The sequence below is a fragment of the Variovorax sp. CF079 genome (genome assembly GCF_900101545.1).
GTDB lineage: Bacteria > Pseudomonadota > Gammaproteobacteria > Burkholderiales > Burkholderiaceae_C > Variovorax.
The window spans coordinates 214298-237814 of record NZ_FMZU01000002.1 but is presented as its reverse complement, the minus strand read 5'-3'; the positions used below and the strand labels follow the sequence as shown (position 1 = coordinate 237814).

Annotated in this window: 25 protein-coding genes; 9 read left to right on the top strand and 16 right to left on the bottom strand. The window is 68.3% G+C overall.

All coding sequences use genetic code 11. From position 1 onward, the window contains the following. Positions 1 to 14 precede the first annotated feature (14 nt). The gene (locus BLS74_RS03555) at positions 15 to 554 is read left to right on the top strand and encodes a methylated-DNA--[protein]-cysteine S-methyltransferase (RefSeq protein WP_093102999.1); all 540 of its coding nucleotides are present in this window, start codon (positions 15 to 17) and stop codon (positions 552 to 554) included. A gap of 20 nt (positions 555 to 574) precedes the next feature. Here the strand turns inward: BLS74_RS03555 and BLS74_RS03550 are convergent, their stop codons facing one another. The 4 genes from BLS74_RS03550 to BLS74_RS03535 are packed head-to-tail and all read right to left on the bottom strand — an operon-like array spanning position 575 to position 3639. Continuing rightward, on the bottom strand, positions 575 to 1363 hold the full coding sequence (locus tag BLS74_RS03550) for a molybdate ABC transporter substrate-binding protein (protein WP_244503736.1): 789 nt from the start codon (positions 1361 to 1363) through the stop codon (positions 575 to 577). 13 nt (positions 1364 to 1376) lie between these two features. After that, complete coding sequence (locus BLS74_RS03545; protein ID WP_093102996.1) at positions 1377 to 2204, bottom strand: ABC transporter substrate-binding protein; 828 nt, start codon at positions 2202 to 2204, stop codon at positions 1377 to 1379. After that, entirely contained in the window at positions 2201 to 2893 is a 693-nt protein-coding gene (locus BLS74_RS03540) for an ABC transporter ATP-binding protein (protein ID WP_093102995.1), read from the bottom strand. Before BLS74_RS03540 ends, BLS74_RS03545 begins: the two co-directional genes overlap by 4 nt. Further along, a complete protein-coding gene (locus BLS74_RS03535) occupies positions 2890 to 3639 on the bottom strand; it encodes an ABC transporter permease (protein WP_093102993.1) in 750 nt (249 codons plus the stop codon). Before BLS74_RS03535 ends, BLS74_RS03540 begins: the two co-directional genes overlap by 4 nt. Before the next feature lie 129 nt (positions 3640 to 3768). Here BLS74_RS03535 and BLS74_RS03530 point away from each other — a divergent pair, with 129 nt between their 5' ends. The 6 genes from BLS74_RS03530 (at position 3769) to BLS74_RS03505 (ending at position 9686) form a co-directional block, all read left to right on the top strand. Further along, the gene (locus tag BLS74_RS03530; protein ID WP_093102992.1) at positions 3769 to 4863 is read left to right on the top strand and encodes a substrate-binding domain-containing protein; all 1095 of its coding nucleotides are present in this window, start codon (positions 3769 to 3771) and stop codon (positions 4861 to 4863) included. A 212-nt stretch (positions 4864 to 5075) separates the two neighbouring features. Beyond that, complete coding sequence (locus BLS74_RS03525) at positions 5076 to 5990, top strand: dihydrodipicolinate synthase family protein (RefSeq protein WP_093102990.1); 915 nt, start codon at positions 5076 to 5078, stop codon at positions 5988 to 5990. A gap of 35 nt (positions 5991 to 6025) precedes the next feature. Beyond that, on the top strand, positions 6026 to 6640 hold the full coding sequence (locus BLS74_RS03520; RefSeq protein WP_093102988.1) for a TRAP transporter small permease: 615 nt from the start codon (positions 6026 to 6028) through the stop codon (positions 6638 to 6640). Position 6641: 1 nt separating this feature from the next. Continuing rightward, positions 6642 to 7907, top strand: coding sequence for a TRAP transporter large permease (locus tag BLS74_RS03515; protein WP_093102987.1), 1266 nt, complete (start codon positions 6642 to 6644; stop codon positions 7905 to 7907). Positions 7908 to 7939: 32 nt separating this feature from the next. Further along, a complete protein-coding gene (locus BLS74_RS03510) occupies positions 7940 to 8935 on the top strand; it encodes a TRAP transporter substrate-binding protein (RefSeq protein WP_093102985.1) in 996 nt (331 codons plus the stop codon). Positions 8936 to 9014: 79 nt separating this feature from the next. Continuing rightward, positions 9015 to 9686 carry a GntR family transcriptional regulator gene (locus BLS74_RS03505; RefSeq protein WP_093102984.1) on the top strand — a complete coding sequence of 224 codons (672 nt, stop codon included), beginning with the start codon at positions 9015 to 9017 and terminating at the stop codon, positions 9684 to 9686. Here the strand turns inward: BLS74_RS03505 and BLS74_RS03500 are convergent. Continuing rightward, positions 9683 to 10279, bottom strand: a complete 597-nt coding sequence (locus BLS74_RS03500) for a hypothetical protein (protein WP_093102982.1) — start codon at positions 10277 to 10279, stop codon at positions 9683 to 9685. The genes BLS74_RS03505 and BLS74_RS03500 overlap by 4 nt on opposite strands. A 211-nt stretch (positions 10280 to 10490) precedes the next feature. Between BLS74_RS03500 and BLS74_RS03495 the strand changes: the two genes are divergently transcribed. Further along, the gene (locus BLS74_RS03495) at positions 10491 to 10961 is read left to right on the top strand and encodes a (2Fe-2S)-binding protein (RefSeq protein ID WP_093103268.1); all 471 of its coding nucleotides are present in this window, start codon (positions 10491 to 10493) and stop codon (positions 10959 to 10961) included. A 14-nt stretch (positions 10962 to 10975) separates the two neighbouring features. Continuing rightward, on the top strand, positions 10976 to 13171 hold the full coding sequence (locus BLS74_RS03490) for a xanthine dehydrogenase family protein molybdopterin-binding subunit (protein ID WP_093103266.1): 2196 nt from the start codon (positions 10976 to 10978) through the stop codon (positions 13169 to 13171). Here BLS74_RS03490 and BLS74_RS03485 read toward each other — a convergent pair whose 3' ends face one another. The 11 genes from BLS74_RS03485 to paaI form a co-directional block, all read right to left on the bottom strand. Further along, positions 13172 to 13921, bottom strand: coding sequence for an ABC transporter ATP-binding protein (locus BLS74_RS03485; RefSeq protein WP_093102981.1), 750 nt, complete (start codon positions 13919 to 13921; stop codon positions 13172 to 13174). It lies immediately after the preceding gene. After that, positions 13918 to 15759, bottom strand: coding sequence for a branched-chain amino acid ABC transporter ATP-binding protein/permease (locus BLS74_RS03480; RefSeq protein ID WP_093102979.1), 1842 nt, complete (start codon positions 15757 to 15759; stop codon positions 13918 to 13920). The genes BLS74_RS03485 and BLS74_RS03480 overlap by 4 nt, the downstream gene beginning before the upstream one ends. After that, the gene (locus BLS74_RS03475) at positions 15756 to 16784 is read right to left on the bottom strand and encodes a branched-chain amino acid ABC transporter permease (protein ID WP_093102977.1); all 1029 of its coding nucleotides are present in this window, start codon (positions 16782 to 16784) and stop codon (positions 15756 to 15758) included. Before BLS74_RS03475 ends, BLS74_RS03480 begins: the two co-directional genes overlap by 4 nt. 72 nt (positions 16785 to 16856) lie before the next feature. Further along, the gene (locus BLS74_RS03470) at positions 16857 to 18008 is read right to left on the bottom strand and encodes an ABC transporter substrate-binding protein (RefSeq protein WP_093102976.1); all 1152 of its coding nucleotides are present in this window, start codon (positions 18006 to 18008) and stop codon (positions 16857 to 16859) included. Between the two features lie 34 nt (positions 18009 to 18042). Continuing rightward, a complete protein-coding gene (paaE, locus tag BLS74_RS03465; RefSeq protein ID WP_093102974.1) occupies positions 18043 to 19125 on the bottom strand; it encodes a 1,2-phenylacetyl-CoA epoxidase subunit PaaE in 1083 nt (360 codons plus the stop codon). Further along, positions 19122 to 19646, bottom strand: coding sequence for a 1,2-phenylacetyl-CoA epoxidase subunit PaaD (gene paaD, locus BLS74_RS03460; RefSeq protein WP_093102973.1), 525 nt, complete (start codon positions 19644 to 19646; stop codon positions 19122 to 19124). The genes paaE and paaD overlap by 4 nt, the downstream gene beginning before the upstream one ends. Further along, the gene (paaC, locus tag BLS74_RS03455; RefSeq protein ID WP_093102971.1) at positions 19640 to 20413 is read right to left on the bottom strand and encodes a 1,2-phenylacetyl-CoA epoxidase subunit PaaC; all 774 of its coding nucleotides are present in this window, start codon (positions 20411 to 20413) and stop codon (positions 19640 to 19642) included. The genes paaD and paaC overlap by 7 nt, the downstream gene beginning before the upstream one ends. Before the next feature lie 10 nt (positions 20414 to 20423). Beyond that, a complete protein-coding gene (paaB, locus tag BLS74_RS03450; RefSeq protein WP_093102970.1) occupies positions 20424 to 20714 on the bottom strand; it encodes a 1,2-phenylacetyl-CoA epoxidase subunit PaaB in 291 nt (96 codons plus the stop codon). Further along, the gene (paaA, locus tag BLS74_RS03445; protein WP_093102968.1) at positions 20711 to 21721 is read right to left on the bottom strand and encodes a 1,2-phenylacetyl-CoA epoxidase subunit PaaA; all 1011 of its coding nucleotides are present in this window, start codon (positions 21719 to 21721) and stop codon (positions 20711 to 20713) included. The genes paaB and paaA overlap by 4 nt, the downstream gene beginning before the upstream one ends. 12 nt (positions 21722 to 21733) lie before the next feature. Continuing rightward, a complete protein-coding gene (paaK, locus tag BLS74_RS03440; protein ID WP_093102967.1) occupies positions 21734 to 23053 on the bottom strand; it encodes a phenylacetate--CoA ligase PaaK in 1320 nt (439 codons plus the stop codon). Positions 23054 to 23071: 18 nt separating this feature from the next. Continuing rightward, positions 23072 to 23509 (bottom strand): hydroxyphenylacetyl-CoA thioesterase PaaI, encoded by a 438-nt coding sequence (gene paaI, locus BLS74_RS03435; protein WP_093102965.1) that lies wholly within the window; start codon positions 23507 to 23509, stop codon positions 23072 to 23074. Between the last annotated feature and the right edge of the window lie 8 nt (positions 23510 to 23517).

Sequence of the window (23517 nt, the reverse complement as noted above, 5' to 3'; positions counted from 1 at the left end):
ATGAGGACATCGCAATGAACACAACTGTTGATCACCGGGAAGAACTCCGTTTCGCGTACGGAACCTTCTCGCTGGGCAGCGCACTGATCGCTGCCAGCGCCACGGGCGTCGCCGCCATCCTGATGGGTGACGACCGGCACGCGCTGCGCCGCGAGCTGGCGAGCGCGTTTCCGGATGCGCGGCTCGTGCTCGATGAAGCCGGGCTCGAGGATTCGGCGGCGAAGGTCGTCGCCTTTCTCGAAGCGCCGGAAGAGGGCCTGGATCTGCCGCTGGACATCCGCGGCTCGGCACTGGAGCTGGCGGTCTGGCAAGCCTTGCGCGCCGTGTCTGCCGGCGAGACCATCACCTACGGCCGGATCGCCAAGGCCTTGCCCGTGACTGCGACCGCGCAGGAAGTCGGCGCCGCCTGTGCCGCCAACGTGCTCGCGGTTGCCATCCCCTGCCACCGCGTGCTCAAGGCCGATGGATCGATCTCGGGCTATCGCTGGGGCGTGCGGCGCAAGAGGAAATTGCTGAGGCTCGAAGCCACCGCGGCCGCGCACAGCCTCCTTTAGGGCAAGACCGGTTGTCGATATCAGGGCGCGAGGAAGCCGGCCTTGCGCAATGCGCCCTGCCCTGCGCCATGGACCAGGTCGTCCGCAAAAGCCTGCGCCGCCGGGGCCGCGCCGCTGCGCACGGCCAGCCCGTATTCCGCGCTCACGTTGATGGCCGCAGGCACCTCGACAAGTTGAAGCCCCGGCGCCTCGGCGATGGCCACCACCGCGTTGGTGCAATAGGTCAGGAACACATCGGCCTGCCCGCTCGCGACCAGCATGCCGTAGACATTGCGTCCCGGCGGCGGTGCGGGCGAGTTCGGGCCACCGCTCAGTTGCAGCGCCTTGGTGGCCAGCGCACGCGCCGAACCTGCAGGCGCCGCGCCCGTGCGCTCGACGCGCTCGAACAGTTCGAAGGCATAGTCACCCGAGGGATCTGCCTTGGGCGTCGAGGTGCCGAGCTTGATCGCCGGGTCGAGCATCGTCTTGACCAGCGTGTCGCGCGTCACCGCCAGCCCGGGCCGCGCGAGCGCGCACAGCGCATTGCGAGCGAAGGCACGGGTCGGCCCCCATGCGCCGTCGGCGCCGAGAGATTGCGGATGCGCCATGTTGGCCGAGGCGAACACATCGGCCTTTTCTCCGGCCGCGATGCGGTCGCGCAGAAGGCCCGAGGCACCGAAAGTCAGCGCGATTCGCGTGCCCGGGTTCGCCTGTTCGAAAGCTTGCGCCGCCTGCGTGATCGGCGCGCGCAGGCTGCCCGCCGCATGGACCGCGAGCGTCTGCTGCTGTGCAGCGGCCGCGCCGGCGACCAGACCCGAGGCGAGAGCCACCGCGCGCCAGGCCCTACTGGCCCGCATTGGGAAAGAACAGCTGCTCGCCGCCGATCTTGTAGCTCGCGATGGTCGACTGCCCGGCCGGCGAGATCACCCAGTCGACAAACTTCTGCGCGCCGGCGCTGTTGAGTTGCGGAAACTTCGCCGGGCTCAAGACCATCACGCCGTACTGGTTGAAGAGGCGTTTGTCGCCTTCCACCAGCACCGCCAGGTCGGCGCGATTCTTGAAGCTCAGCCAGGTGCCGCGGTCGGCCAGCACGTAAGCATTGCTCGAGGCCGCGATGTTGAGCGCCGGGCCCATGCCGCAGCCGCATTCCCTGTAGCCCGCGCCCTTCTTGTCGTTGGGCACTTGCTGGCCTGCGTCGGCCACGCCAGCCTGCGTCCAGAGCCGGCGCTCGGCGGCATCGGTGCCGCTCTTGTCGCCGCGCGAGACGAAGGCCGCATTGCTGGTCGCGACCTTCTTGAGCGCGGCGGCGATGTCCTTGCCTTTCACCGCGGCCGGGTCGTTCTTCGGCCCGACCAGCACGAAGTCGTTGTACATGACCGGGAAGCGCCTGGCCGCAAAGCCCTCGGCAACGAACTTCTCCTCGGCCGCGGTGTCGTGCACGAAGAGCACGTCGGCATCGCCGCGCTTGGCCATGTCGATCGCCTGGCCCGTGCCGACCGCGACCACCTTGATGTCGATGTTGCTGGCCTGCTTGAAGGCCGGCAGCAGGTGCGAGAACAGGCCCGACTGCTCGGTCGAGGTGGTGGACGCCATGGTGATGGTCTCGGCATTCGCCGAGAAGGCGCCGGCCGAGAAGACGAGCGCGAGCGCAAGAAACTTGAATGACTTCATACCAACTCTCCTTTGACGAACAGACGGGCCTCTTCCGGCAACGGCCCATTGAAGAAATCGTGTACCGGCAGGTCGGCCAGCACGCGGCCGTGCTCCAGATAGATCACGCGGCTCGCGAGCCGCTTGACCTGGCCGAGGTTGTGGCTTGCGAACACCAGCGTGCGGCCGTGCGCCGCATCGGCGATCAGGGCTTCGACCTCGCGCTTGGCGGTGGGATCCAGGCTCGCCGTCGGTTCGTCGAGCAGCAGCACGGCCGGCTTCAACGCCCAGGCGCGCGCCAGCGCCATGCGCTGCTGCTGGCCGCCCGACAGCGTGCGGGCGTTGCGGCCGGCCAGCGCGGCAAGGCCGACGCGCCCGAGCGCCGCCGTGGCCTCGCGCTGCGCGCTGCGCCATGGCGCGCCATGCAGCCAGAGCGCGAGCGCGACGTTGTTGCGCACGCTCATGCGCAGCATGTGCGGCCGCTGGAACAGCATGGCCTGCGCACGCAGCGGCACCTTGCCGACGAAGGCGCCGGACGCATGCGGCACCAGCCCGTGCAGCACGCGCAGCAGCGTGCTCTTGCCGCTGCCGTTGGCGCCGATCAGCGCGACGCGCTCGCCGGCATGGATGGACAGCGTGGCGCGGACCAGCGCCGGCACACGGCCGTAATGCACGTCGATCTCGTGCAGGCTGAAGAGCGCTTCGCTCACGACAGCACCTCCACCCGCCGAGCCGCTGCTGCATCGGCCGCGCCGCCGTCGACGCGCTCGCGCCAGCCGCGCACGGCCGAGATCGCGAGGTTGAGCAGCAGCACCACGCCCAGCAGCACCAGCCCGAGCGCAAGCGCGAGCGGCAGGTCGCCCTTGCTGGTCTCGAGCGCGATCGCGGTGGTCATCACGCGCGTGAAGCCGTCGATGTTGCCGCCGACGATCATCACGGCGCCGACTTCGGACACCGCGCGGCCGAAGGCAGCGATCAGCACCGTGATCAACGCATAGCGCTCGTCCCACACCAGGAGCAGCGCGCGCACCAGCCCGCCGGCGCCGAGCGAGCGCAGCTGCTCGCCATGTGCGCGATCGGCGTCCTCGACGGTCTGGCGCGTGAGGGCCGTGACCACCGGCAGCACCAGCAGCGCCTGCGCCAGCACCATGGCCTTGAAGGTGAACAGCCAGCCCAGGAAGCCCAGCGGCCCCGAGCGCGAGAGCAGCAGGTAGATCACCAGCCCTACCACCACCGAGGGCAGCGCCAGCAGCGTGTTGAGCAGCGTGAGCAGCAGGCCGCGGCCGGCGAAGCGGGCCACCGCGAGCCAGGCCCCCAGAAGCAGGCCGAAGCCGCAGGCCAGCGCGCAGGCGGTGCCGCTGACGGCCAGCGAGCGCCCGACGATGGCGAGCAGCACCGGATCGGCCGAGACGACGAGCTGCCAGGCCGCGGCGGCGCTGTCGGTGAAGGTGTTCATGCAGGTGGTGGAGTTTGGAAGCCGGGGCAGTATGGGCAAACGCAGGGAGCCAACTTATGCAATCGCATGCATAGGTCAGGGTCGGCCTCTGCATAATCCTTCGCGGCATCCCGCCCTCCTCTTTTCTCCGTGCAACAGATCGAACTTTCCTATGCCATCGCACCGCGCCGCAACGGCCGGACGCTGATCCGCAATCCGCTCATGGAGCTGCTGCACGCGGTGCGCGAGCACGGCTCCATCTCGGCCGCGTCACGGGTGCTGGGCCTGTCGTACCGGCACGTGTGGGGCGAACTCAAGCGCTGGGAGCAGACCCTGGGCCATCCGCTCGTGACCGGCGCGCAGGGCCGCTCGGCGCAGCTCTCCGAGTTCGGCGACAAGCTCCTGTGGGCCGAGCGCCAGGCGCAGGCCCGGCTCGCACCGCAGATCGAGGCGCTGCATGCCGATCTCGAACGCGCCTTCGCGCTCGCCTTCGACGACAGCATCCACGTGCTGAGCCTGCATGCGAGCCATGACGATGCGCTGGTGCTGCTGCGCGCGCACGCGGCCGAGAGCGCGCACCTGCAGCTCGACATTCGCTTCACCGGCAGCGTGGACGCGATCAGCGCGCTCAATGAGGGGCGTTGCGTGATGGCGGGCTTCCACACACTGGAGCGGCCGCCGCGCGGCTCGCTGGCGCAGCGCACCTACAAGCCGCTGCTCAAGCCCGGGCTGCACAAGATCATCGGCTTCGCGCGGCGCACGCAGGGCCTGATCGTCGCGCCGGGCAATCCGCTGGGCCTGCGCAGCCTGGCCGATGTCGCGAGCCGGCGCGCACGCTACGTGAACCGCGCGCTCGGCACCGGCACGCGCGTGCTACTCGACGAGCTGCTCGAAGCGCAGAAGCTCGACGCCGATGCGCTCGAAGGCTATGCGCACTGCGAGCCTTCGCATGCGGCCGTCGCCCACGCAGTGGCGGCCGGCCAGGCCGACGCCGGGCTCGGGATCGAATCGGTCGCGCGCAGCGCGGGCCTGGGCTTCGTGCCGCTGGTGCACGAGCGCTATCACCTAGCCTGCCTCAAGTCGGCGCTCGACCAGCCCGCGATCCTGGCCCTGCTCACGCTGCTGCGCGGCGCCGCGTGGCAGCACCGCCTCGGCACGCTCGCCGGCTACGAGAGCGCCGGCAGCGGCGAGGTGCAGTCGCTGAACGCCCTGCTGCCGTGGTGGAGCTTCAAGCGGCCGAAGTGACGCTGCATCCCTGACGGACCAAACAAGTGCGCGCCGCGCACTTCAACGATGCGCCTTGCATCGCCATGCCGCGCCGCGGCCCTCCGTACCCGCCATTTCCATCAAAACAGCCTGGCATGCAACCTGCTAAATACCCTGGCAAGATATTTCTAATATCTCACTAATATATTTAAAAGACACTTCCAACCCTATCCATCCCCAGGAGCAAGCACGTGAGCAACCCCCGCTGGCAAGGCATCTTCCCCGCCATCACCACCAAATTCCACGCCGACGAGCGCATCGATGCCGAAGGTACCGCGAAGCACATCGACTTCCAGATCAGGAACGGCATTCACGGCCTCGTCACTTGCGGCTCGCTCGGCGAGGCCAGCACGCTGACGCTGGAGGAAAAGCTGGAGGTCGCCAGGATCGCGCTGGAAGCCAGCGCCGGCCGTGTGCCGGTGCTGGCCAATGTCTCGGAGACCAGCACGCGCGAAGCGCTGCGCTACATCGACGGCGCCAACAAGCTCGGCGTCGCCGGCTACATGGTGATGCCCTCCGTGATCTACGTGGCCGACGCGCGAGAGGCGATGCTCAACGTGCGCACCATGGCCGAAGCCGCGCAGAAGCCGGTGATGGTCTACAACAACCCGGTCGCCTACCGCGTCGACCTGAAGCCCGAACACATGGTCGAGCTGGCCGATTGCGAATGGATCGTCGCCATCAAGGAGAGCACCGACAACATCCGCCGCATCACCGACCTGCGCAACACCGTGGGCGACCGCTACCAGCTCTTCCTGGGCGTGGACGACCTGGCCTACGAAGGCCTGGCGCTGGGTTGCGACGGCCTGCTCGCCGGCGTCGGCTGCGCCTTTCCGCGCGAGACCGTGGCGCTCTACGACCTGATGAAGGCCGGCCAGTTCGCCGAAGCGCTCAAGCTCTATCAGTGGATGACGCCGATGCTCCATCTCGACGTGTCGACCAAGCTGGTGCAGAACCTGAAGCTCATCGACCTGCTGGTCGGCGTCGGCACCGAGCACATGCGCCGCCCGCGCCTGCCGCTCGTCGGCGAGGAACGCGCAGCGATCGAAGCCATCGTCGGCAAGGCGCTCGCGACCCGCCCGGCGCAGTACCGGTCGGTCGCCTGATCCGGGCCGCAGCACCGCCAGGCCGCAAGAACGCCATGAACAACAACGCCCTCGGACCGCCGGGCATCAGCCGCTTCGTGCTCGATGCCTCGGACGCGATCCTGCGCTGCGAACGCTATCTGCTCACCGGCCTCATGGGCCTGCTCGTCGCGCTGATCCTGCTGAACGTGGTCACGCGCTACACGGGCGTACCGCTGTACTGGGTGGACGAGGCATCGGTGTACTCGGTGGTCTGGCTCACCTTCATCGGCGCCTCGGCGATGACCCGGCTGCGGCTGGACTTCGCCGTGACGCTCTTGACCGACAAGCTCGGCGCCAAGGCAGCGGCGGCCGCCAAGGCCTGCGCCTCCGGCGGCGTGCTGCTGCTCGGCTTCGGGCTGCTGGCGATGTGCTGGGTCTGGATGGACCCGGTGGGCATCGCGCGCCACGGCTTCGATGCGAAGGACTACGCGGCCGAGTCCTTCAACTTCCTCTACACCGAAACCACGCAGACGCTGAACTGGCCGACCTGGGTCGTGCAGCTGATCCTGCCGATCTTCTCGCTCACGCTCAGCGTGCATGCGCTGGCCAACCTGCTGGAAGACCTCGGCCTGCAGCCCAAGCGCGTGCACCGCGAGTTCCACGTGCTCAACGCCGACGCGGTGAACTGAGATGCTGACCTCCGCATTCTTCCTCGTCGTGATGCTGATCGGCGTGCCCATCGGCGCCTGCCTGTGCCTGGCCGGCATCGTCTACATCCTGAATTCCGGGGACACGGTGCTGTTCCAGTCCTATCCCCTGCAGATGTTCTCGGGGATCGACAGCTACGGCCTGATCGCGATTCCGCTGTTCATCCTGATCGGCGAAATCATGAACGGCGGCGGCATCACCAGGCGCCTGGTCGACCTGGCTCTGGCCTTCATCGGCTCGGTCAAGGGCGGCCTCGCCTACGTGAACATCCTCGCCAACATGCTGGTGTCCTCGATCATCGGCTCGGCCACTGCGCAGGTGGCCATCATGAGCCAGATCATGGTGCCGGAGATGGAGAAGAAGGGCTACGACAAGACCTTCGCCGCCGGCCTCACCGTGTACGGCGGCATGCTCGGCCCGATCATCCCGCCTTCGGTGATGTTCGTGGTCTACAGCGTGCTGGCGCAGGTCGCGGTCGGCGACATGCTGATCGCCGGCATCCTGCCCGGCATCGTGCTCACGCTGCTGTTCTTCGTCGTGATCGCCTGCATGGGCGTGATCTACAACTATCCGCGCACCGAGAAGCGGACCCTCCGGCAGCGGCTGCACACCATCGCGACGGCCTGCCCCACGCTCTTGATCCCGATCGTGATCGTCGGCTCCATCCTCACCGGCTTCGCCAACCCCACCGAGGCCGCGGCCGTCGGCGCGCTGGCCGCGGCCCTGGTCGGGCGTTACGTGACGAAGGAATTCAGCTTCAGGACGATGCCGGAGATCCTGCTCAAGTCGGCGATCTACTCGGCGGTCGTGCTGTTCCTGGTGGCCGCCGCGGCGGTGTTCTCCTGGCTCTTGATCTACGGCAAGGTGCCGCAGGCCATCGCGGCATGGATCCAGACCGTCGCCAAAGACCCGGTCACCTTCCTGCTGCTCGCGAACGCGATCCTGCTGGTGATCGGCACGGTGATCGACGGCATTCCCGGCCTGATCATGACGGTGCCGATCCTGCTGCCGATCGCCACCGAGATCTACGGCATCGACCCGCGCCACTTCGGCGTGGTGGTGGTGGTGAACCTCGTGCTGGGGCTGATGACGCCGCCCGTCGGCCTGAGCTTCTTCGTCGCCGCCGCGGTCACCGGCGCCAAGCCCGGAAAGATGTTCATCGTCACGCTGCCCTTCTTCCTCATCTGCTGCGTGGCGCTGGTGCTGTTGTCGATCTTCCCGAGCCTGTCGCTCGGTCTTCTCAAGTAGGCCTCTTTTCTTCCCCCCAACCGGAGCATTGCATGTCCCTCTCACGCCGACACTTCGTCCAGGCTGCGGCCGGCACCGCCGCCTCGTCCCTTCTCTTCAGTACGCCGTCGCGCGCGGCCGCGGCCAAGGATTTCCGACTCGGCCTCATCACGCCGGCGGGCCATTCGTGGAACCGCGCGGCGCTGGGCTTTGGCGAGGCGTTGAAGAAGGCCACCGACGGCCGCCTGAGCGCCACGGTGTTCCACTCCGGCCAGCTGGGCAACGAGTCGGCCATGATGCAGCAGCTGCAATCGGGCGCGCTGGACATGGGCTGGATCCAGGCGGCCGAGCTGGGCTCGCGCGTCGCGAGCGTGGCAGCCATCAATGCGCCCTACCTGGTGCGTTCGACCACCAACGTCGCCACGCTGGTGCGCACGCCGGCCGCGCTGAAGCTGCTCGAGGTGCTGCCGCGCGAAACCGGAACCATCGGCCTGGGCTGGGGCATCACCGGCATGCGCGTGGTGTTCTCGACCAAGAACATCTCGACCCCGACCGAGCTCAAGGGCCTGAAGCTGCGCATCAATCCGACGCCGGTGTACCGCGACTTCTATCAGTTGCTGGGCGCGGCGCCGACGCCCATTCCCACGCCCGCCGTGTTCGATGCCATGTCCAACGGCCAGGTGGACGGCCTCGAGGCCGACATCGAGTTCTCGTGGAACCAGCGCTTCGACCGGGTGTCGAAGGTGCTGCTTCCGATGAACGCGCTCTTCATGCCCTTCGCGCCGCTGGTGTCGGGCCGGATCTGGCAGACGCTGGATGCGAAGGACAAGGAGCTGATCCGCGACCTGATCAAGCAATCGCTCGACGCGCAGATCAAGGACATCGTGACCACGGAGCTCGGGCTGATCGACAAGTTCAAGGCGAGCGGCATCGCCTTCAAGAGCGACAGCGGCTTCGACCCTGCGCCGGTCATCCGGGAGTTCGACAAGCTCTGGTTGCCCAAGGCGCCGCAGATCGCCGAACTGCGCAAGATCGGCGCCGCACTGTAAGCCAGGCCCCCTTCGCCACCCGGTCGCTGCCGATGGGAGAATGCGACCGCCTTTCCGACCCCAGCCTCAGCCCTCCACGATGCCCGTTGCAGCCACGTCTTTCCCAAGTGCCGCCGCCCCGCGGCGCGCCGCCGACATCGCCTACGACGCGATAGAGGCGTTGATATGCACGCTGCAACTCGAACCCGGCAGCCAGGTGGTCGAGGCCGAGATCGCCGAACGTACCGGGCTCGGCCGCACGCCGGTGCGGGAGGCGCTGCTGCGCATGAGCTCGATCGGGCTGATCGTGCAGCAGCCGCGGCGCGGCCTGCTGGTCTCCAGCATCGACCTGGCCGACCATCTCGATGTGCTGCAGACGCGGCGCGTGCTGGAAATACTCATCGCCTGCTGCTCGGCACGCCGGGCCACCGCCGCGCAGCGCAAGGAAATCCTGCGTTGCGCCGAAAAGATGGTCAAGGCAGCCGCACGCGGCCACCTGGACGACTACATGCAGGCCGACCATGAGCTCGACCGCGTGAATCACCAGGCCAGCCAGAACCACTCCGCCGTCAAGAGCGTGGCGCCGCTGATCGTGCAGTGCCGCCGCTTCTGGTACGCCTACCAGCACGAGGGCGAGATCGTCGAAGCCGCCAAGGCCCACATGGAACTCGCCCAGGGCATCGCCACCGGCGACGAGGCGGCAGCCGTCGCGGGCGCGAACAGGCTGCTCGACTACCTGGAGCGCTTCGCCCGCAGGGTGATCGACAACTAGGTTTTTTCGCCGATGGCCGGCGTGGGCACGGCAGCGGCCTGCGCCGCGGCGAGGCCCTTGTTCAGGCGCTGGCGGATCACCAGGCCGACGATGCCCAGCAGCAAGGCAATCAGGCCGAGGACCAGCGTCACCTTGTCGGTGGCCATCGTGGCGGCCACCTTGTCCTTCGATTCCATGATCTTCTGGACGTCGGCGAGGGAGACCACGGTGCGGCCCTTGTGCTTGATCTCGTAGACCATGTTGTTGTCCGACGGATCGAGCCTGACCTCGATGGCCTCGTCGATCAGCGGTTCGAGCTTGCTGCGCCCGACCGCGTTGTCGACGCGCCATTTCTCGGTGCTGCCGCTGGCCAGCTTGGCATCGAGCACGAAGTAGCGGCGGGTCGTCGTGCCGCCGCGGCGGCGCTTGGACGTTTCGGTGACCTCGCTGCCGCCGGTGATCGAGCCGCTGCGCACGACCAGGTCTTCGACCGCGGTGCCGTGCGTGTCGGCGGAGGCCTTCCACTGCGCATAGCCGGCCCACCCGAGGATGCCGATGCCGAACAGCAGCGCGAGCCAAGCCTTGCCGGTGACCTGATAGAGCCATTCACTCATGTTGTTCGCCTTTCTTGCGAGTTGAAAAAACCGGCCGATGTTAAGGCGAGTCGATGACAAATTGGCTATCAAATCCATAGCGACAAACGCATATCTGGCGCGGCTTACGAAGGTATTAGCCTGAAAGAATTCGTCATGGACCCGATGCCGGACGTCGCTTGATGCGATGGGCACGCTGTGGCAATCTGCACCGCCGCCCAAGGAGGTCCGCATGCCCAGCATCACCCTCATCGTCAATGGCGCCTCGAAAAGCCTCGAGGCCTGGGATCCGGACATGCCGCTGCTCTACGCGCTGCGCAACGACCTGGGCTTGCACGCGGCCAAGTTCGGCTGCGGGCTCGCGCAGTGCGGCGCCTGCACCGTGCTGCTCGACGACATGCCCGTGCGCTCGTGCAGCATTCGCATCGCCGATGCGGCCGGGCGCCGCGTCGTCACGGCCGAAGGGCTGGGTTCGCCCGAGAAGCCGCACGCCGTGCAGGCTGCCTTCATCGCCGAGCAGGCCGCGCAGTGCGGCTACTGCACCAACGGCATGGTGATGACGGCCGTCGCGCTGCTGCGCGCCGTGCCGCGGCCGAGCCGCGACGAGGCCAAGCAGGCGCTCGCCGGCAACCTCTGCCGCTGCGGCTCGCACGAGCGGGTGTTGCGCGCCGTGCAGCGCGCTGCCGATTCAGAGAGGGCCTGAGCATGGAGACGCTCATGCTGACACGCCGCGCCCTGCTCGAAGCCGGCGCACTGGTCGTGGGCTGCGGGCTCGTGCCCATTCAGCCCGCGCATGCACAGCCGATCGCCGGCGCGCAACGTTCGCTCGCGCTCGGCGAGGTCGATTCCTTCCTGGCGCTGCGTGCCGACGGCACCGTGGTCGTCTACTCGGGCAAGGTCGACCTCGGCACCGGCCACCGCATCGCAATGCGGCAGATGGTGGGCGAGGAACTCGGCGTGGGTGTCGAGCGCATCGAACTCATCGAGGGCGACACGGCGCTGACGCCCAACCAGGGGCCCACGGCCGGCAGCACCGGCGTGATGCGCGGCGGCGTCGAGCTGCGCCAGGCCGCGGCGACGGCGCGCGAGGCGCTGATTGCGGCGGCGGCACAGCAGCTGCAACTGCCGCCCGAACAGCTCACGCTCGCCGACGGCGCGGTGCGCGCGGCCGACGGCCGCAGCATCGGCTGCTCCGTCCTCCTGGGCGGCCGCGGCTTCGAGCTGAAGATGAATCCGAAGGCACCGCTCAAGCGGCCTTCGCAGTACGTGCTGGTCGGCCGCTCGCTGCCGCGGCCCGACGTGCCGGCCAAGGTGACCGGCCGCCATGTCTACGTGCACGACCACGTGGTGCCCGGCATGCTGCACGGCCGCGTGCTGCGGCCGCCGGCGGTGGGCGCGAAGCTGTTGTCGGTCAACGAGGCTTCGGTGGCTCGGCTGCCCGGCGTGCGCGTGGTGCGCATCGCCGATTTCGTCGGCGTCGTGAGCCCCGACGAATGGGCCGCGGTGCGCGCGGCGCGCGAACTCGAGCTGCGATGGAGCGACAGCGCGCCGCTGATCGGCCACGCGGCGCTGGTCGACTGGGCCCGCAGCGGCCCCTTCGTGGCCGAGGAAGTCATCGCGTCGAAGGGCGACGCGCAACGCCTGGCCGGCCTGCGCGATGCGGCGGAAGTGCTGCGCGCGAGCTATGCGTGGCCGATCCAGTCGCACGGCTCGATCGGCCCCTCGTGCGCCGTGGCCGACGTGCGCCCCGACGGCGGCACGGTGTGGACGGCGTCGCAGGCCAGCCATCGCTTCCTCAACGTCTTCGCGGCACTGGTCGAGCTGCCGCGCGACAAGCTGCGCGTGGTCTACCTCGACGGCGCCGGCTGCTACGGCATGAACGGGCACGACGACGCGGCGGCCGATGCGGTGCTGCTGTCGAAGGCGGTCGGCCGGCCGGTGCGCGTGCAGTGGAGCCGCGAGGACGAGCTGGGCTGGGACCCGAAGGGCCCGCCGCAGCTGCTCGACATGAAGGCCACGCTGACGCCGGAGGGCCGCATCGACGCCTGGGAAACCGACATGTGGGTGCCGCGCGCCACGGCCAACCTCGAATGGATACCGCTGCTGTCGCCGCTCGCCGCCGGCCTGCGCCAGCCGGTGGGCCAGTCCGTCGGGCTGGTGTCGCAGAACGGCGATCCGCCCTACGGCGCGAACGCGGTCAAGGTCACGGCACACTGGCTGGGGCCGGCGCCGCTCAGGCCTTCCAACATCCGCGCGCCGGGCAAGGTCGCGAACTGCTTCGCGGTCGAGAGCTTCGTCGACGAACTGGCGGCGAAGGCGCGCATGGACCCGCTGGCCTTCCGCCTGCGCGACACCGCGAACCCGCGCGGCGCCGAGGTGATCCGGCGCGCGGGCCGGATGATCGGCTGGCAGGCCCGGCCCTCGCCTGCCGCCACGCGCGGCGGCGGCATCGCGAGGGGCCGCGGCATGGCCTATATCCACTACAAGAACAACGAGACCTATGTCGCCATCGCGATGGAGGTCGAGGTCGACCGCAAGAACGGCGAGATCGCGGTGCGCCGGGTCTGCTGCGCCCACGACTGCGGGCTGATGATCAACCCCGACGCCGTGCGCGCCCAGGTCGAGGGCAACATCCTGCAAACGCTCTCGCGCACGCTGCACGAGGAGACCACCTTCGACCGCTCGCGCGTCACCAGCGTCGACTGGGTCAGCTACCCGCTGCTGAACTTCACCGAAGTGCCGCGGCTGGAGATCGAACTGATCGACCGGCGCGAAGAGCCGCCGCTGGGTGCCGGCGAAGCGGCTTCCAGCCCGGTGCCGGCGGCGCTGGCCAACGCGGTGTTCGACGCCACCGGCGTGCGGCTGCGCAGCGTGCCCTTTACCAGCGCGAAGCTGAAGGCGCTGCTGGCCTAGCTATCGCGCCGGCGTTTCGTCGGTGCGCGCGCCCAGCCCCAGGTAGGTGTCGATGATGCGGCGGTCGTGCAGCAGCTCCTTGGCCGGTCCCTGCAGCGCGACCGCGCCCATTTCGAGCACGTAGGCACGGTCCGCCACCTGCAGCGCGGCGCGGGCGTTCTGCTCCACCAGCAGCACCGAGACGCCATGCTGGCGCAGCGAGGACACCACCTGCAGCACCTCGCGCACGATCAGCGGCGCGAGGCCGAGCGAGGGCTCGTCGAGCATCAGCAGGCGCGGCCGCGCCATCAGCGCCCGGCCGATCGCGAGCATCTGCCGCTCGCCGCCGGACAGAGTGGACGCGAGCTGCGCGCGACGCTCCTGCAGGCGCGGGAAGATGCCGAAGACCTCCGTCATGCGCTGGCGCTGGTCGCGCTCGCCGCGCCACCAGCGCGAGAAGCCGCCCAGGAGCAGGTTGTCCTCGACCGACATCTCGCCGAAGAGCTCGCGCTTTTCCGGCACCAGGCCTACGCCGCGCGCCACCATCGCTTCCACGCTGGTGCGCGCCATGCGCTCGCCGTCGAGCAGCACGCCGCCGCGCGAAGGAAGCAAGCCCATCGCGGCGCACAGCAGCGTGGTCTTGCCCGCGCCGTTGGGCCCGATCACCGTGACGATCTCGCCCGCGTCGACGCGCAGGTCGATGTGGTGCACGGCCTCCACCGCGCCGTAGGAGACGCAGAAGTCTTCGAGTTGGAGGAGTGCCTTGCTCATGCCACCTGCTCCATCAGCTTTTGCTCCGCCGGCTCGTCGACGCCACCGAGATAAGCGTCCAGCACCTTCGGATCGGCCTGCACTTCGAGCGGCGTTCCGCGCGCGATGACGGCGCCGAACTCCAGCACGGTCACGCGGTCGGCCAGGTTCATGACGAACTCCATGTCGTGCTCGACCACCAGGATCGCCAGACCCTCGGCGCGCAGCTGGTCGAGCAGGGTGGCGAGCGCGCGCTTTTCCAGATGGCGCAGGCCCGCGGCCGGCTCGTCGAGCAGCAGCACCGCGGGATGGCCCGCCAATGCGCGTGCAATCTCGATCACGCGCTGCTGGCCCAGCGCCAGCGAGCCCGCCGGCACTTCCACGAACTCGCCGAGCCCGCAGCGCTCGAGCTGGCGCCGCGCCTGCGCGAGCAAGGCGGCCTCTTCCGCGCGATCCAGCCGCAGCATGGAGGCGATCCATCCGCGACGCCCGCGGCGGTGCGCGCCGAGCGCGACGTTCTCGATCACGCGGCGCTGGCCCAGCAGACGCACGTGCTGGAAGGTCCGACCCAGGCCCAGCGCGGCGAAGGCGCGCGAGGGCTGGCCGGTCATCGGCCGGTCCATCAGCCGCACCTCGCCCGAGGTGGGATCGTCCACGCCCGAAATCATGTTGAAGAAGGTGCTCTTGCCGGCGCCGTTGGGACCGATCAGCGCGTGGATCTCGCCCGCCTTCACATCCATGCTGACCGCGTCGTTGGCGACCAGGCCGCCGAAGCGCTTGGTCACGGCGTCGGCCTGCAGCACGACCTGCCCGCGCGGCGGCAAGGTGGCCTCGGGCAACGTGAGGGTCTGGCGCGGAGCACGCGGCTTCACCGGCTTCAGGAAGCGCCCGCCCAGGCGCGCCACGGTCGGCCACAGGCCGTCGGCAAAGCGCTGCAGCACCACCAGCATCAGGAGGCCGAACACGATCACCTCGAAGTTGCCGCTGGAGCCCAGCAGGCGCGGCAGGATGTCCTGCAGCTGCTCTTTCAACAAGGTGATCAGCGCGGCGCCGAGCACCGCGCCCCAGAGATGGCCGGCGCCGCCGACCACCGCCATGAAGAGGTACTCGATGCCGATGTTGAGGTTGAAGGGCGTGGGGTTGATGAAGCGCTGCATGTGCGCATAGAGCCAGCCCGACACCGCCGCCAGCAGCGCTGCCAGCACGAAGACCTTGATGCGGTAGCGCGCAGTGTCCACGCCCATCGATTCGGCCATCACGCGGCCGCCCTTCAGCGCGCGGATGGCACGGCCCTCGCGCGAATCCAGCAGGTTGTGCAACGCCCACAGCGCGAGCAGCAGCACGCCCCAGATCACCAGGCCCAACGAGCGCGGCGATGCGAAGGACAGGCCGGCCACCACGATCGGCGGCACGCCGGCCACGCCGGTGTGGCCGCCCAGGAATTCCAGGTTGCCGAACAGGAAGTAGAAGCTCAGGCCCCAGGCGATGGTGCACAGCGGCAAGTAGTGCCCGGAAAGCCGCAGCGTGATCGCGCCCAGCCCCCAGGCCACGAAGAAGGTCACGAGGATGCCGAACAGGAGCCCGATCCACGGCAGCAGCGCGGGGCTCACGACCGTGCCGATCGCGGCGGCGACCGCGGGCGAGGTGCAGACCCAGGCGGTCGCGTAGGCGCCGGTGCCGACGAAGGCGGCCTGGCCGAAGGAAGTCATGCCGCCCACGCCGGTCAGCATCACGAGGCCGGCCGCGACCAGCGCGTAGAGGCCGATGTAGCTGAGCACGGTGACCGAGAAGTCCGGCAGGAAACCCCACACCGCCGCGAGCAGGACTACGAAGGCGATGGCCATATGCCGGCGCGTCATTCCTCGTCCTCCACATGGCGGCTGCTCAGCGAGCGCCACCAGAGCACCGGGATGATCAGCGTGAAGACGAAGACCTCCTTGAAGGCGCTGGCCCAGAAGGAGGAGAAGGCCTCGAGCTGGCCCACGATCAGCGCGCCCACGAGCGCCAGCGGATAGCTGGCCAGGCCGCCGACGATGGCAGCCACGAAGCCCTTGAGGCCGATCAGGAAGCCGGTGTCGTAGTAGATGGTGGTCAGCGGCGCGATCAGGAGGCCCGAGACCGCGCCGATCGCCGCCGCCAGCGCGAAGCTCAGGTCACCCGAGAGGCCGGTGGGAATGCCCATCAGCCGCGCGCCGACGCGGTTGATCGCGGTGGCGCGCAGCGCCTTGCCGACGATCGAGCGTTCGAAGAAAAGAAACATCAGCACCACCAGCGCGGCGGTGACCGCGACCACCACCAGCGATTGGCCCGTCAACGCCACGCCGCCGAGGTCGAGCCGCAGGTCCGAGAAGGCCGGCGTGCGCGAACCCTCGGCGCCGAAGAAGAGCAGGCCCAGGCCGACCAGCACACCGTGCAGCGCCACCGATACGATCAAGAGCGTGAGCACGGTGGCATCGGCCAGCGGCCGGTAGGCCAGCCGATAGAGCAGCGGGCCGAGCGGCACGATCACCGCGAGCGCCGTCAACGTCTGCATCACCAGCGATTCCGGGCGCAGCAGCAGCACCAGCGCGCAAGCCACCAGCGGCAGCACCACGCACCAGGCGAGCGTCGATGCCCAGTCGACCGCGGCACCCCGCTTCCATCGCCACAGCTCCACCACCAGCGCCATCACGGCCAGCGCCACCAGCAGCCACAGCGTGGCCGGCACGCGGCCGGCCTGCAAGGCAACCACCGACAGGGCGCTGAAGGCGACGAACTCGCCCTGGGGAATGAAGATGACGCGGGTGACCGAGAACACGAGCACCAGCGCCAGCGCCATGAGCCCGTAGATCGCCCCGTTCACGATACCGTCCTGCCCCAGTATCAGGGCGATTTGCATGTCCATGCATCCACTCCGGCGTGGCGCACGCAGGCCCCCGGCCCGCGTACGCGCTCGCACGCACGCTCCGGTTGAAGGTCAGTCTTGAGGCTGGTATTTCCAGGTGCCGTTCTCGATCTTGACCATCACGCGCGCGCGCTGGTCCAGACCCAGATGGTCCGTGGGCGACATGGTGAAGATGCCATGGGCGCCGGGAACGTCCTTCACCGACTCGAGCGCGTCGCGCAAGGCGGCGCGGAAAGCCGGCGTGCCGGGCTGCGCCTTCTTGAGCGCGGCCGGAATCGCGGCGCTCATCAGCAGGCCTGCATCCCAGGCGTGGCCGCCGAAGGTCGAGACGCTGCCCTTGCCGTTGGCCGCCTCGTAGGCGTTGACGTAGGCCAGCGCCGACTTCTTCAGCGGATGCGAATCGGGCAGTTGCGCCGCCACCAGCATCGGGCCGGAGGGCAGCAGCGTGCCTTCGACGTCCTTGCCGCCGACGCGCAGGAAGTCGGCGTTCGCGACGCCGTGGGTCTGGTAGATCTTTCCGGCATAGCCGCGCTCCTTGAGCGTCTTCTGCGGCAGCGCGGCCGGCGTGCCGGAGCCGGCGATCAGCACCGCATCGGGCTTGGCAGAGATCAGCTTCAGCGTCTGGCCGGTGACCGAGGTGTCGCTGCGCGCGTAGCGCTCGTTCGCCGTCACCTGCAGCTTCTTGAGCGCGGCGGCCTTGCCGAACTCCTGGAACCAGCCTTCGCCGTAGGCGTCGGAGAAGCCGATGAAGCCGACCGTCTTGACGCCGTTGGCCGCCATGTGCTCGGCGATGGCGAGCGACATCATGATGTCGTTCTGCGGCGTCTTGAAGACCCACTTGCGCTTCTCGTCCACGGGCTCGACGATGCGCGCCGAGGCCGCCATCGAGATCATCGGGACCTTCTCTTCGGCCACCACGTCGATCATGGCCAGCGAGTTGGGCGTGACGGTCGATCCGATCACGATGTCGACCTTGTTCTCGCTGATCAGCTTGCGCGTGTTCGACACCGCCGCGGTGGTGTCGGATGCGTCGTCGAGCACGATGTAGTTGATCTTCTGGCCGCCGATGGTCTTGGGCATCAGGCCGATGGTGTTCTTCTCGGGGATGCCGAGCGAAGCGGCCGGGCCCGTCGCCGACAGCGTGACGCCGACGTTGACGTCGGCCTGCGCGGCAAAGGCCATGGCGCACAGGAGCGCCACGCCGAGGCGGGTGAATGATTTCATGAAGGTCTCCGTTGGTTAAAAGGTTGCGGCCGCTTCAGCGTTCGTCGAAGGACAACACCACGCGCTCGGTCAAGGGATGCGCCTGGCAGGTCAGGATGAAGCCGCCCGCCACCTCATTCTTGTCGAGCGCGAAGTTGCGCTCCATCCGCACTTCCCCTTCCAGCAGCTTGGCACGGCAGGTGCCGCACACGCCCGAGGTGCATGAATACGGCACCTCCAGGCCCGCCGAAGAGGCGGCGTCGAGGATACTCGGCTGGCCCTTGGCGAACGGGATTTCGCGGCTGAGTCCGTCGCGCACGATGGTGATGCGCGCCTGCTCGGCATCGCCGGGCTGCGCCTCGTGCACCACGGCGCCGACCGGCCCGGCGGGTTGGGCGATGCCGAAGCGCTCGATATGGATGCGCTCCTCGGGCACGCCGGCCGCGAGCAGTGCCGCCTCGGCCTCGTCGTTCATCTGGAAGGGCCCGCAGATGTAGACGTGGTCGATCTGCCCGGCGGGCACCAGGCCTTCGAGGAACTCGGCGATCTTCTCGCGGTTCATCACGCCCATGTTGATCGGCACGTCGGTGTGCTCGTCGGAGAACACGTGCTGCAGCGCGACCCGCGTCATGTAGCGGTTCTTGAGGTCCTCGATCTCCTCCTTGAACATCGTGGACTTGAGTGAGCGGTTGCCGTAGATCAGCGTGAAGCGGGCGAAGGGCTCGCGCGCCAGCACGGTCTTCATGATCGAGAGGATGGGCGTGATGCCGCTGCCGCCCGCGATGCCCACGTGGTGGCGGTGAGCCTCGGGCTCGATCGGCACGAAGAAGCGCCCCTCCGGCGCCATGACCTGCAGCGTGTCGCCCGGCTGGAGCGCGCTGTTGATCCAGTTGGAGAAGGTGCCGCCCTGTACCTTGCGCACGCCGACGCGCAGCTCGCCGTCGTCGACGCCGGCGCAGATCGAATAGGAGCGCCGCAGGTCCTGGCCGTCGATCTCCTTGCGCAGCGTGAGGTACTGGCCCTGCGTGAAGCCGAAGACCTCGCGCAATTCCTCCGGCACGTCGAAGGAGACGATCACGGCCTCGGAGGTGTCGGGCTCGATCCTGCGCACGCGCAGGGGGTGGAAGATGACGCTCATATCGGCTTGAAGTGTTCGAACGGTTCGCGGCAGGCAAGGCAGCGGTAGAGCGACTTGCAGGCGGTGGCGCCGAAGGCAGACAGGCGTTCGGTGTGCCGGCTGCCGCAGCGCGGGCAGGCAACGGCCGCGCCGGTCCCGCGTCCGAAGATGCGGATCGGGACGGCATCGCCCGGCGCCACCGGTCCGGGCGGTGCAATGCCGTATTCGGAGAGCTTGCGCCGGCCTTCCGCGCTGATCCAGTCGGTGGTCCAGGCCGGCGCACGCTGCAGCGTGACATGGGCCGGACCGAGGCCTGCTTTCTCGATGGCTTCGAGCACGTCGCGCTCGATCACTTCGGTAGCGGGGCAGCCGGAGTAGGTCGGCGTCAGCACGACTTCGAGTGCATCGCCGCGCTCGATCACGTCGCGCACGATGCCGAGATCGCACACCGAAAGGGCCGGCACTTCGGGATCGAGCACGGTGCCGAGCACCTCCCACGCCTGCTCGCATCGCGTCGGGGCGAAGGCGGCAACATTCACCATACACCCCCTGGATAAGCGCGCTGCAGATGCTGCATCTCGGCCAGGATGTAGCCCATGTGCTCGCTGTGCACGCCGTGCTTGCCCGTGCTCAGGAAGGCCGACTCGGCCGGCGGCACGAGCGTGGCCTCGTCGAGCACGGCGCCCATCTCGGCGAACCAGGCTTCGCGCAACACCGCCCACGCCGGGCCCAGGCCGCTGGCGCTGGCTTCCTCGCCCACGGCGTCCGAGGCGAACAGTTCGGGCACGAAGCGCCACAGCTCCTTCAGCGCAGCCTCCATGCGCGCATGCGATTCGTCCGTGCCGTCGCCCAGGCGCACCACCCAGTCGGCCGAATGCTGCTGGTGGTAGCGCGCTTCCTTGATCGCCTTGCCCGCGATGGCGGCGACCTCCTCGTCGCTCGACGATGCCAGGCGCTCCCACAGCAGCTTGAGCAGCGTCGCGACCATCGCGTTGCGCAGCACGCTGAAGGCGAAGTCGCCGCGCGGCAGCTCAACCAGCGTGAGATTGAAATAGTCGCGCTCGTCGCGCAGGAAGGCGAGCTGGTCTTCGTCATGCGCGCGGCCTTCGATCTGGCCGGCCCGGGTGAGCAGCGCACGCGCCTGGCCTACGAGATCGAGCGCCATGTTGCTCATGGCGATGTCTTCTTCGAGCGCCGGCGCGTGGCCGCACCACTCGCCAAGGCGTTGGGCCAGGATCAGGCAGGTGTCGGCGATGCGCAGCAGGTACTGCACGGCGGGGCTGCGGTCGAGTTCGATGGATGCTTGCATGGGCCTCAGTTCACATGTGGTCGACGGACTTGGGCAGCACGTAGAAGGTGGGATGGCGGTAGACCTTGTCTTCCGCCGGATCGAAGAACATGTCCTTGTCGCCCGGATCGCTGGCCACGATCTGGTCGGAGCGCACCACCCACACGCTCACGCCTTCCTGGCGCCGGGTGTAGACGTCGCGCGCCATCTGCAGCGCCATCTTGGGGTCGGGCGCGTGCAGGCTGCCGCAATGCTTGTGGTCCAGGCCCGCCTTGCTGCGCACGAACACTTCCCACAGCGGCCACTCTTGATCGGTTGTCATGCGGCCTCCTTCAGGTGAGCCTGTTTTCGCGCATGCGCCAGCGCCGCTTCGCGCACCCAGGCGCCCTCTTCCCAGGCCTTCACGCGGGCGCCGAGGCGTTCGCGGTTGCACGGGCCGTCGCCGCCGATCACGCGCCAGAACTCGCTCCAGTCGATCGGCCCGTGGTCGTGCGCCTGGCGCTCCTCGTTCCACTTGAGATCGGGGTCGGGCAAGGTCACGCCGAGCACCTTGGCCTGTTCGACCGCGGCATCGATGAACTTCTGGCGCAGGTCGTCGTTGGAGAAGCGCTTGATGCCCCAGCGCATCGATTGCGCACTGTTGGGCGACTGCTCGTCGGGCGGGCCGAACATCATCACGGACGGCCACCACCAGCGGTTCACCGCGTCCTGCACCATGGCCTTCTGCGCCTCGGTGCCGTGCTGCATCATCGTGAGCAGCGCCTCGTAGCCCTGGCGCTGGTGAAAGCTCTCCTCGCGGCAGATGCGGATCATCGCGCGCGCATAGGGCGCGTAGGAGCAGCGACAGATCGGCACCTGGTTCATGATCGCCGCGCCGTCGACCAGCCAGCCGATGGTGCCCATGTCGGCCCAGGTCAGCGTGGGGTAGTTGAAGATCGAGCTGTACTTGGCCTTTCCCGTGTGCAGCGCATCGAGCATCTGGTCGCGGCTGGTGCCGAGCGTCTCGGCCGCAGCATAGAGGTACAGGCCGTGGCCGCCCTCGTCCTGCACCTTGGCCAAGAGGATGGCCTTGCGCTTGAGCGTGGGCGCGCGGCTGATCCAGTTGCCTTCGGGCAGCATGCCGACGATCTCGGAATGCGCATGCTGGCTGATCTGGCGCACCAGCGTCTTGCGGTAGTGCTCGGGCATCCAGTCCTTGGCCTCGATGAAGCCGCCGGCATCGATGCGTTCGTCGAAGCGCTGCTCGAGAACCATTTCCTCCGCCGACCGGACGACCTTCTTGCCGTCGCCGGATTCCTTGCCCATGGTGTCCATGGCTTGGGTGTACATGACGCTTTCCTTTCAGGTCTTGGGGCGCTCGTCGACCACGCGCCGGGCCTTGCCGGTCAGCGTGCGTTCGATCGAGTCGGGGCGTTTCACCAGCACGGTGGTCGAGATGCCGACCATGGTCTTCACGCGCTGCTGCACCCATTGCGCGATCTGCTCGCGTTCGGCGTCGCCGAGGTCGCCGGCGCCGGCCTGCACTTCGCAATGCAGCTCCACGCTGTCGAGATGGCCCTCGCGCCCGACCTTGATCAGGTACTGGCCCGAGAGCTTCTCGTGCGCGAGCACGATCTCCTCGATCTGCGTCGGGAACACGTTGACGCCGCGGATGATCAGCATGTCGTCGCTGCGCCCGACGATCTTTCCCATGCGGCGGAAGCTGCGCGAGGTGGGCGGCAAGAGGCGCGTGAGGTCGCGCGTGCGGTAGCGCACGATGGGCAGCGCTTCCTTGGTCAGCGAGGTGAAGACGAGCTCGCCCTCTTCGCCGTCCGGCAGCACCTTGCCGGTCTCGGGATCGATGATCTCGGGATAGAAATGGTCTTCCCAGACCACGGGCCCGTCCTTGCTCTCGATGCACTCGCTGGCGACGCCGGGACCCATCACTTCCGAGAGGCCGTAGATGTCGACCGCGTCCATGCCGCCCTTGGCCTCGATCTCGCGGCGCATCGCCTCGGTCCATGGTTCGGCGCCGAAGATGCCGACCTTGAGCGAGTTCTCGCGCGGGTCCAGCCCCTGGCGCTGAAACTCCTCGATGATCACCTGCATGTAGCTGGGCGTGACCATGATGATGTCGGGCCGAAGGTCGCGGATCAGCTGCACTTGCTTCTCGGTCTGGCCGCCCGACATCGGGATCACGGTGCAGCCCGCGCGCTCGGCGCCGTAGTGCGCGCCCAGTCCGCCGGTGAAGAGGCCGTAGCCGTAGGCCACGTGCACGATGTCGCCGGGCCGTCCGCCCGCCGCGCGGATCGAGCGCGCCACCAGGTCGGCCCAGTTGTCGATGTCCTTCAAGGTGTAGCCCACCACCGTCGGCTTGCCGGTGGTGCCGGAAGACGCATGGATGCGCGCGACCTGTTCTCGCGGCACGGCGAAGAGGCCGAAGGGGTAGTTGTCGCGCAAGTCCTTCTTGACGGTGAACGGAAACTTCGCGAGGTCGCTCAATTGCTTGAGGTCGCCGGGGTGCACGCCTTTTTCATCGAAGGCCTTGCGGTAGTGCGGCACCTTGTCGTAGGCGCGCCGCAGGCTGGACTGCAGGCGCTGCAGCTGCAGCGCGGCGATCTCGTCGCGACTGGCCTTCTCGATCGCCTCGAGGTCGCCGGGTGCCGGGCGTTGAACGGGCATGGGGGTGTCTCCTTCTCTTCAAGCCGCAACGACGGGCTTGCCTTTGATCGTGTAGGAGCGTCCGCGGAATACCGCGATCCGCTCGCCGCGCTGGTTCAGGACCTCGGTGTCGTAGACGCCCATGCGGCCCGCCTTCGACACTTCGACGCAGCGCGCGACCAGCCGGTCGCCGTGGCGCGCCGGCGCGACGAAATCGATGCCGAATCCCGAGGCGACGGTCACCTCGTTGTAGGAGTTGCAGGCATAGGCGAAGGCCGAATCGGCCAGGGTCGAGATGAAGCCGCCGTGGCAGATGTCGTGGCCGTTGAGCATGTCTTCGCGCACGGTCATGGCGATGTCGGCGCGGCCAGGCCCGATGGCCTCGACCTCCATGCCGAGACCGCGCACGGCGCGGTCGTTGGCGAACATGGCATCGCGCACGCGTTCGGCGGTGTGTTGGGGATGGGTCTCGCTCATCGACGGAA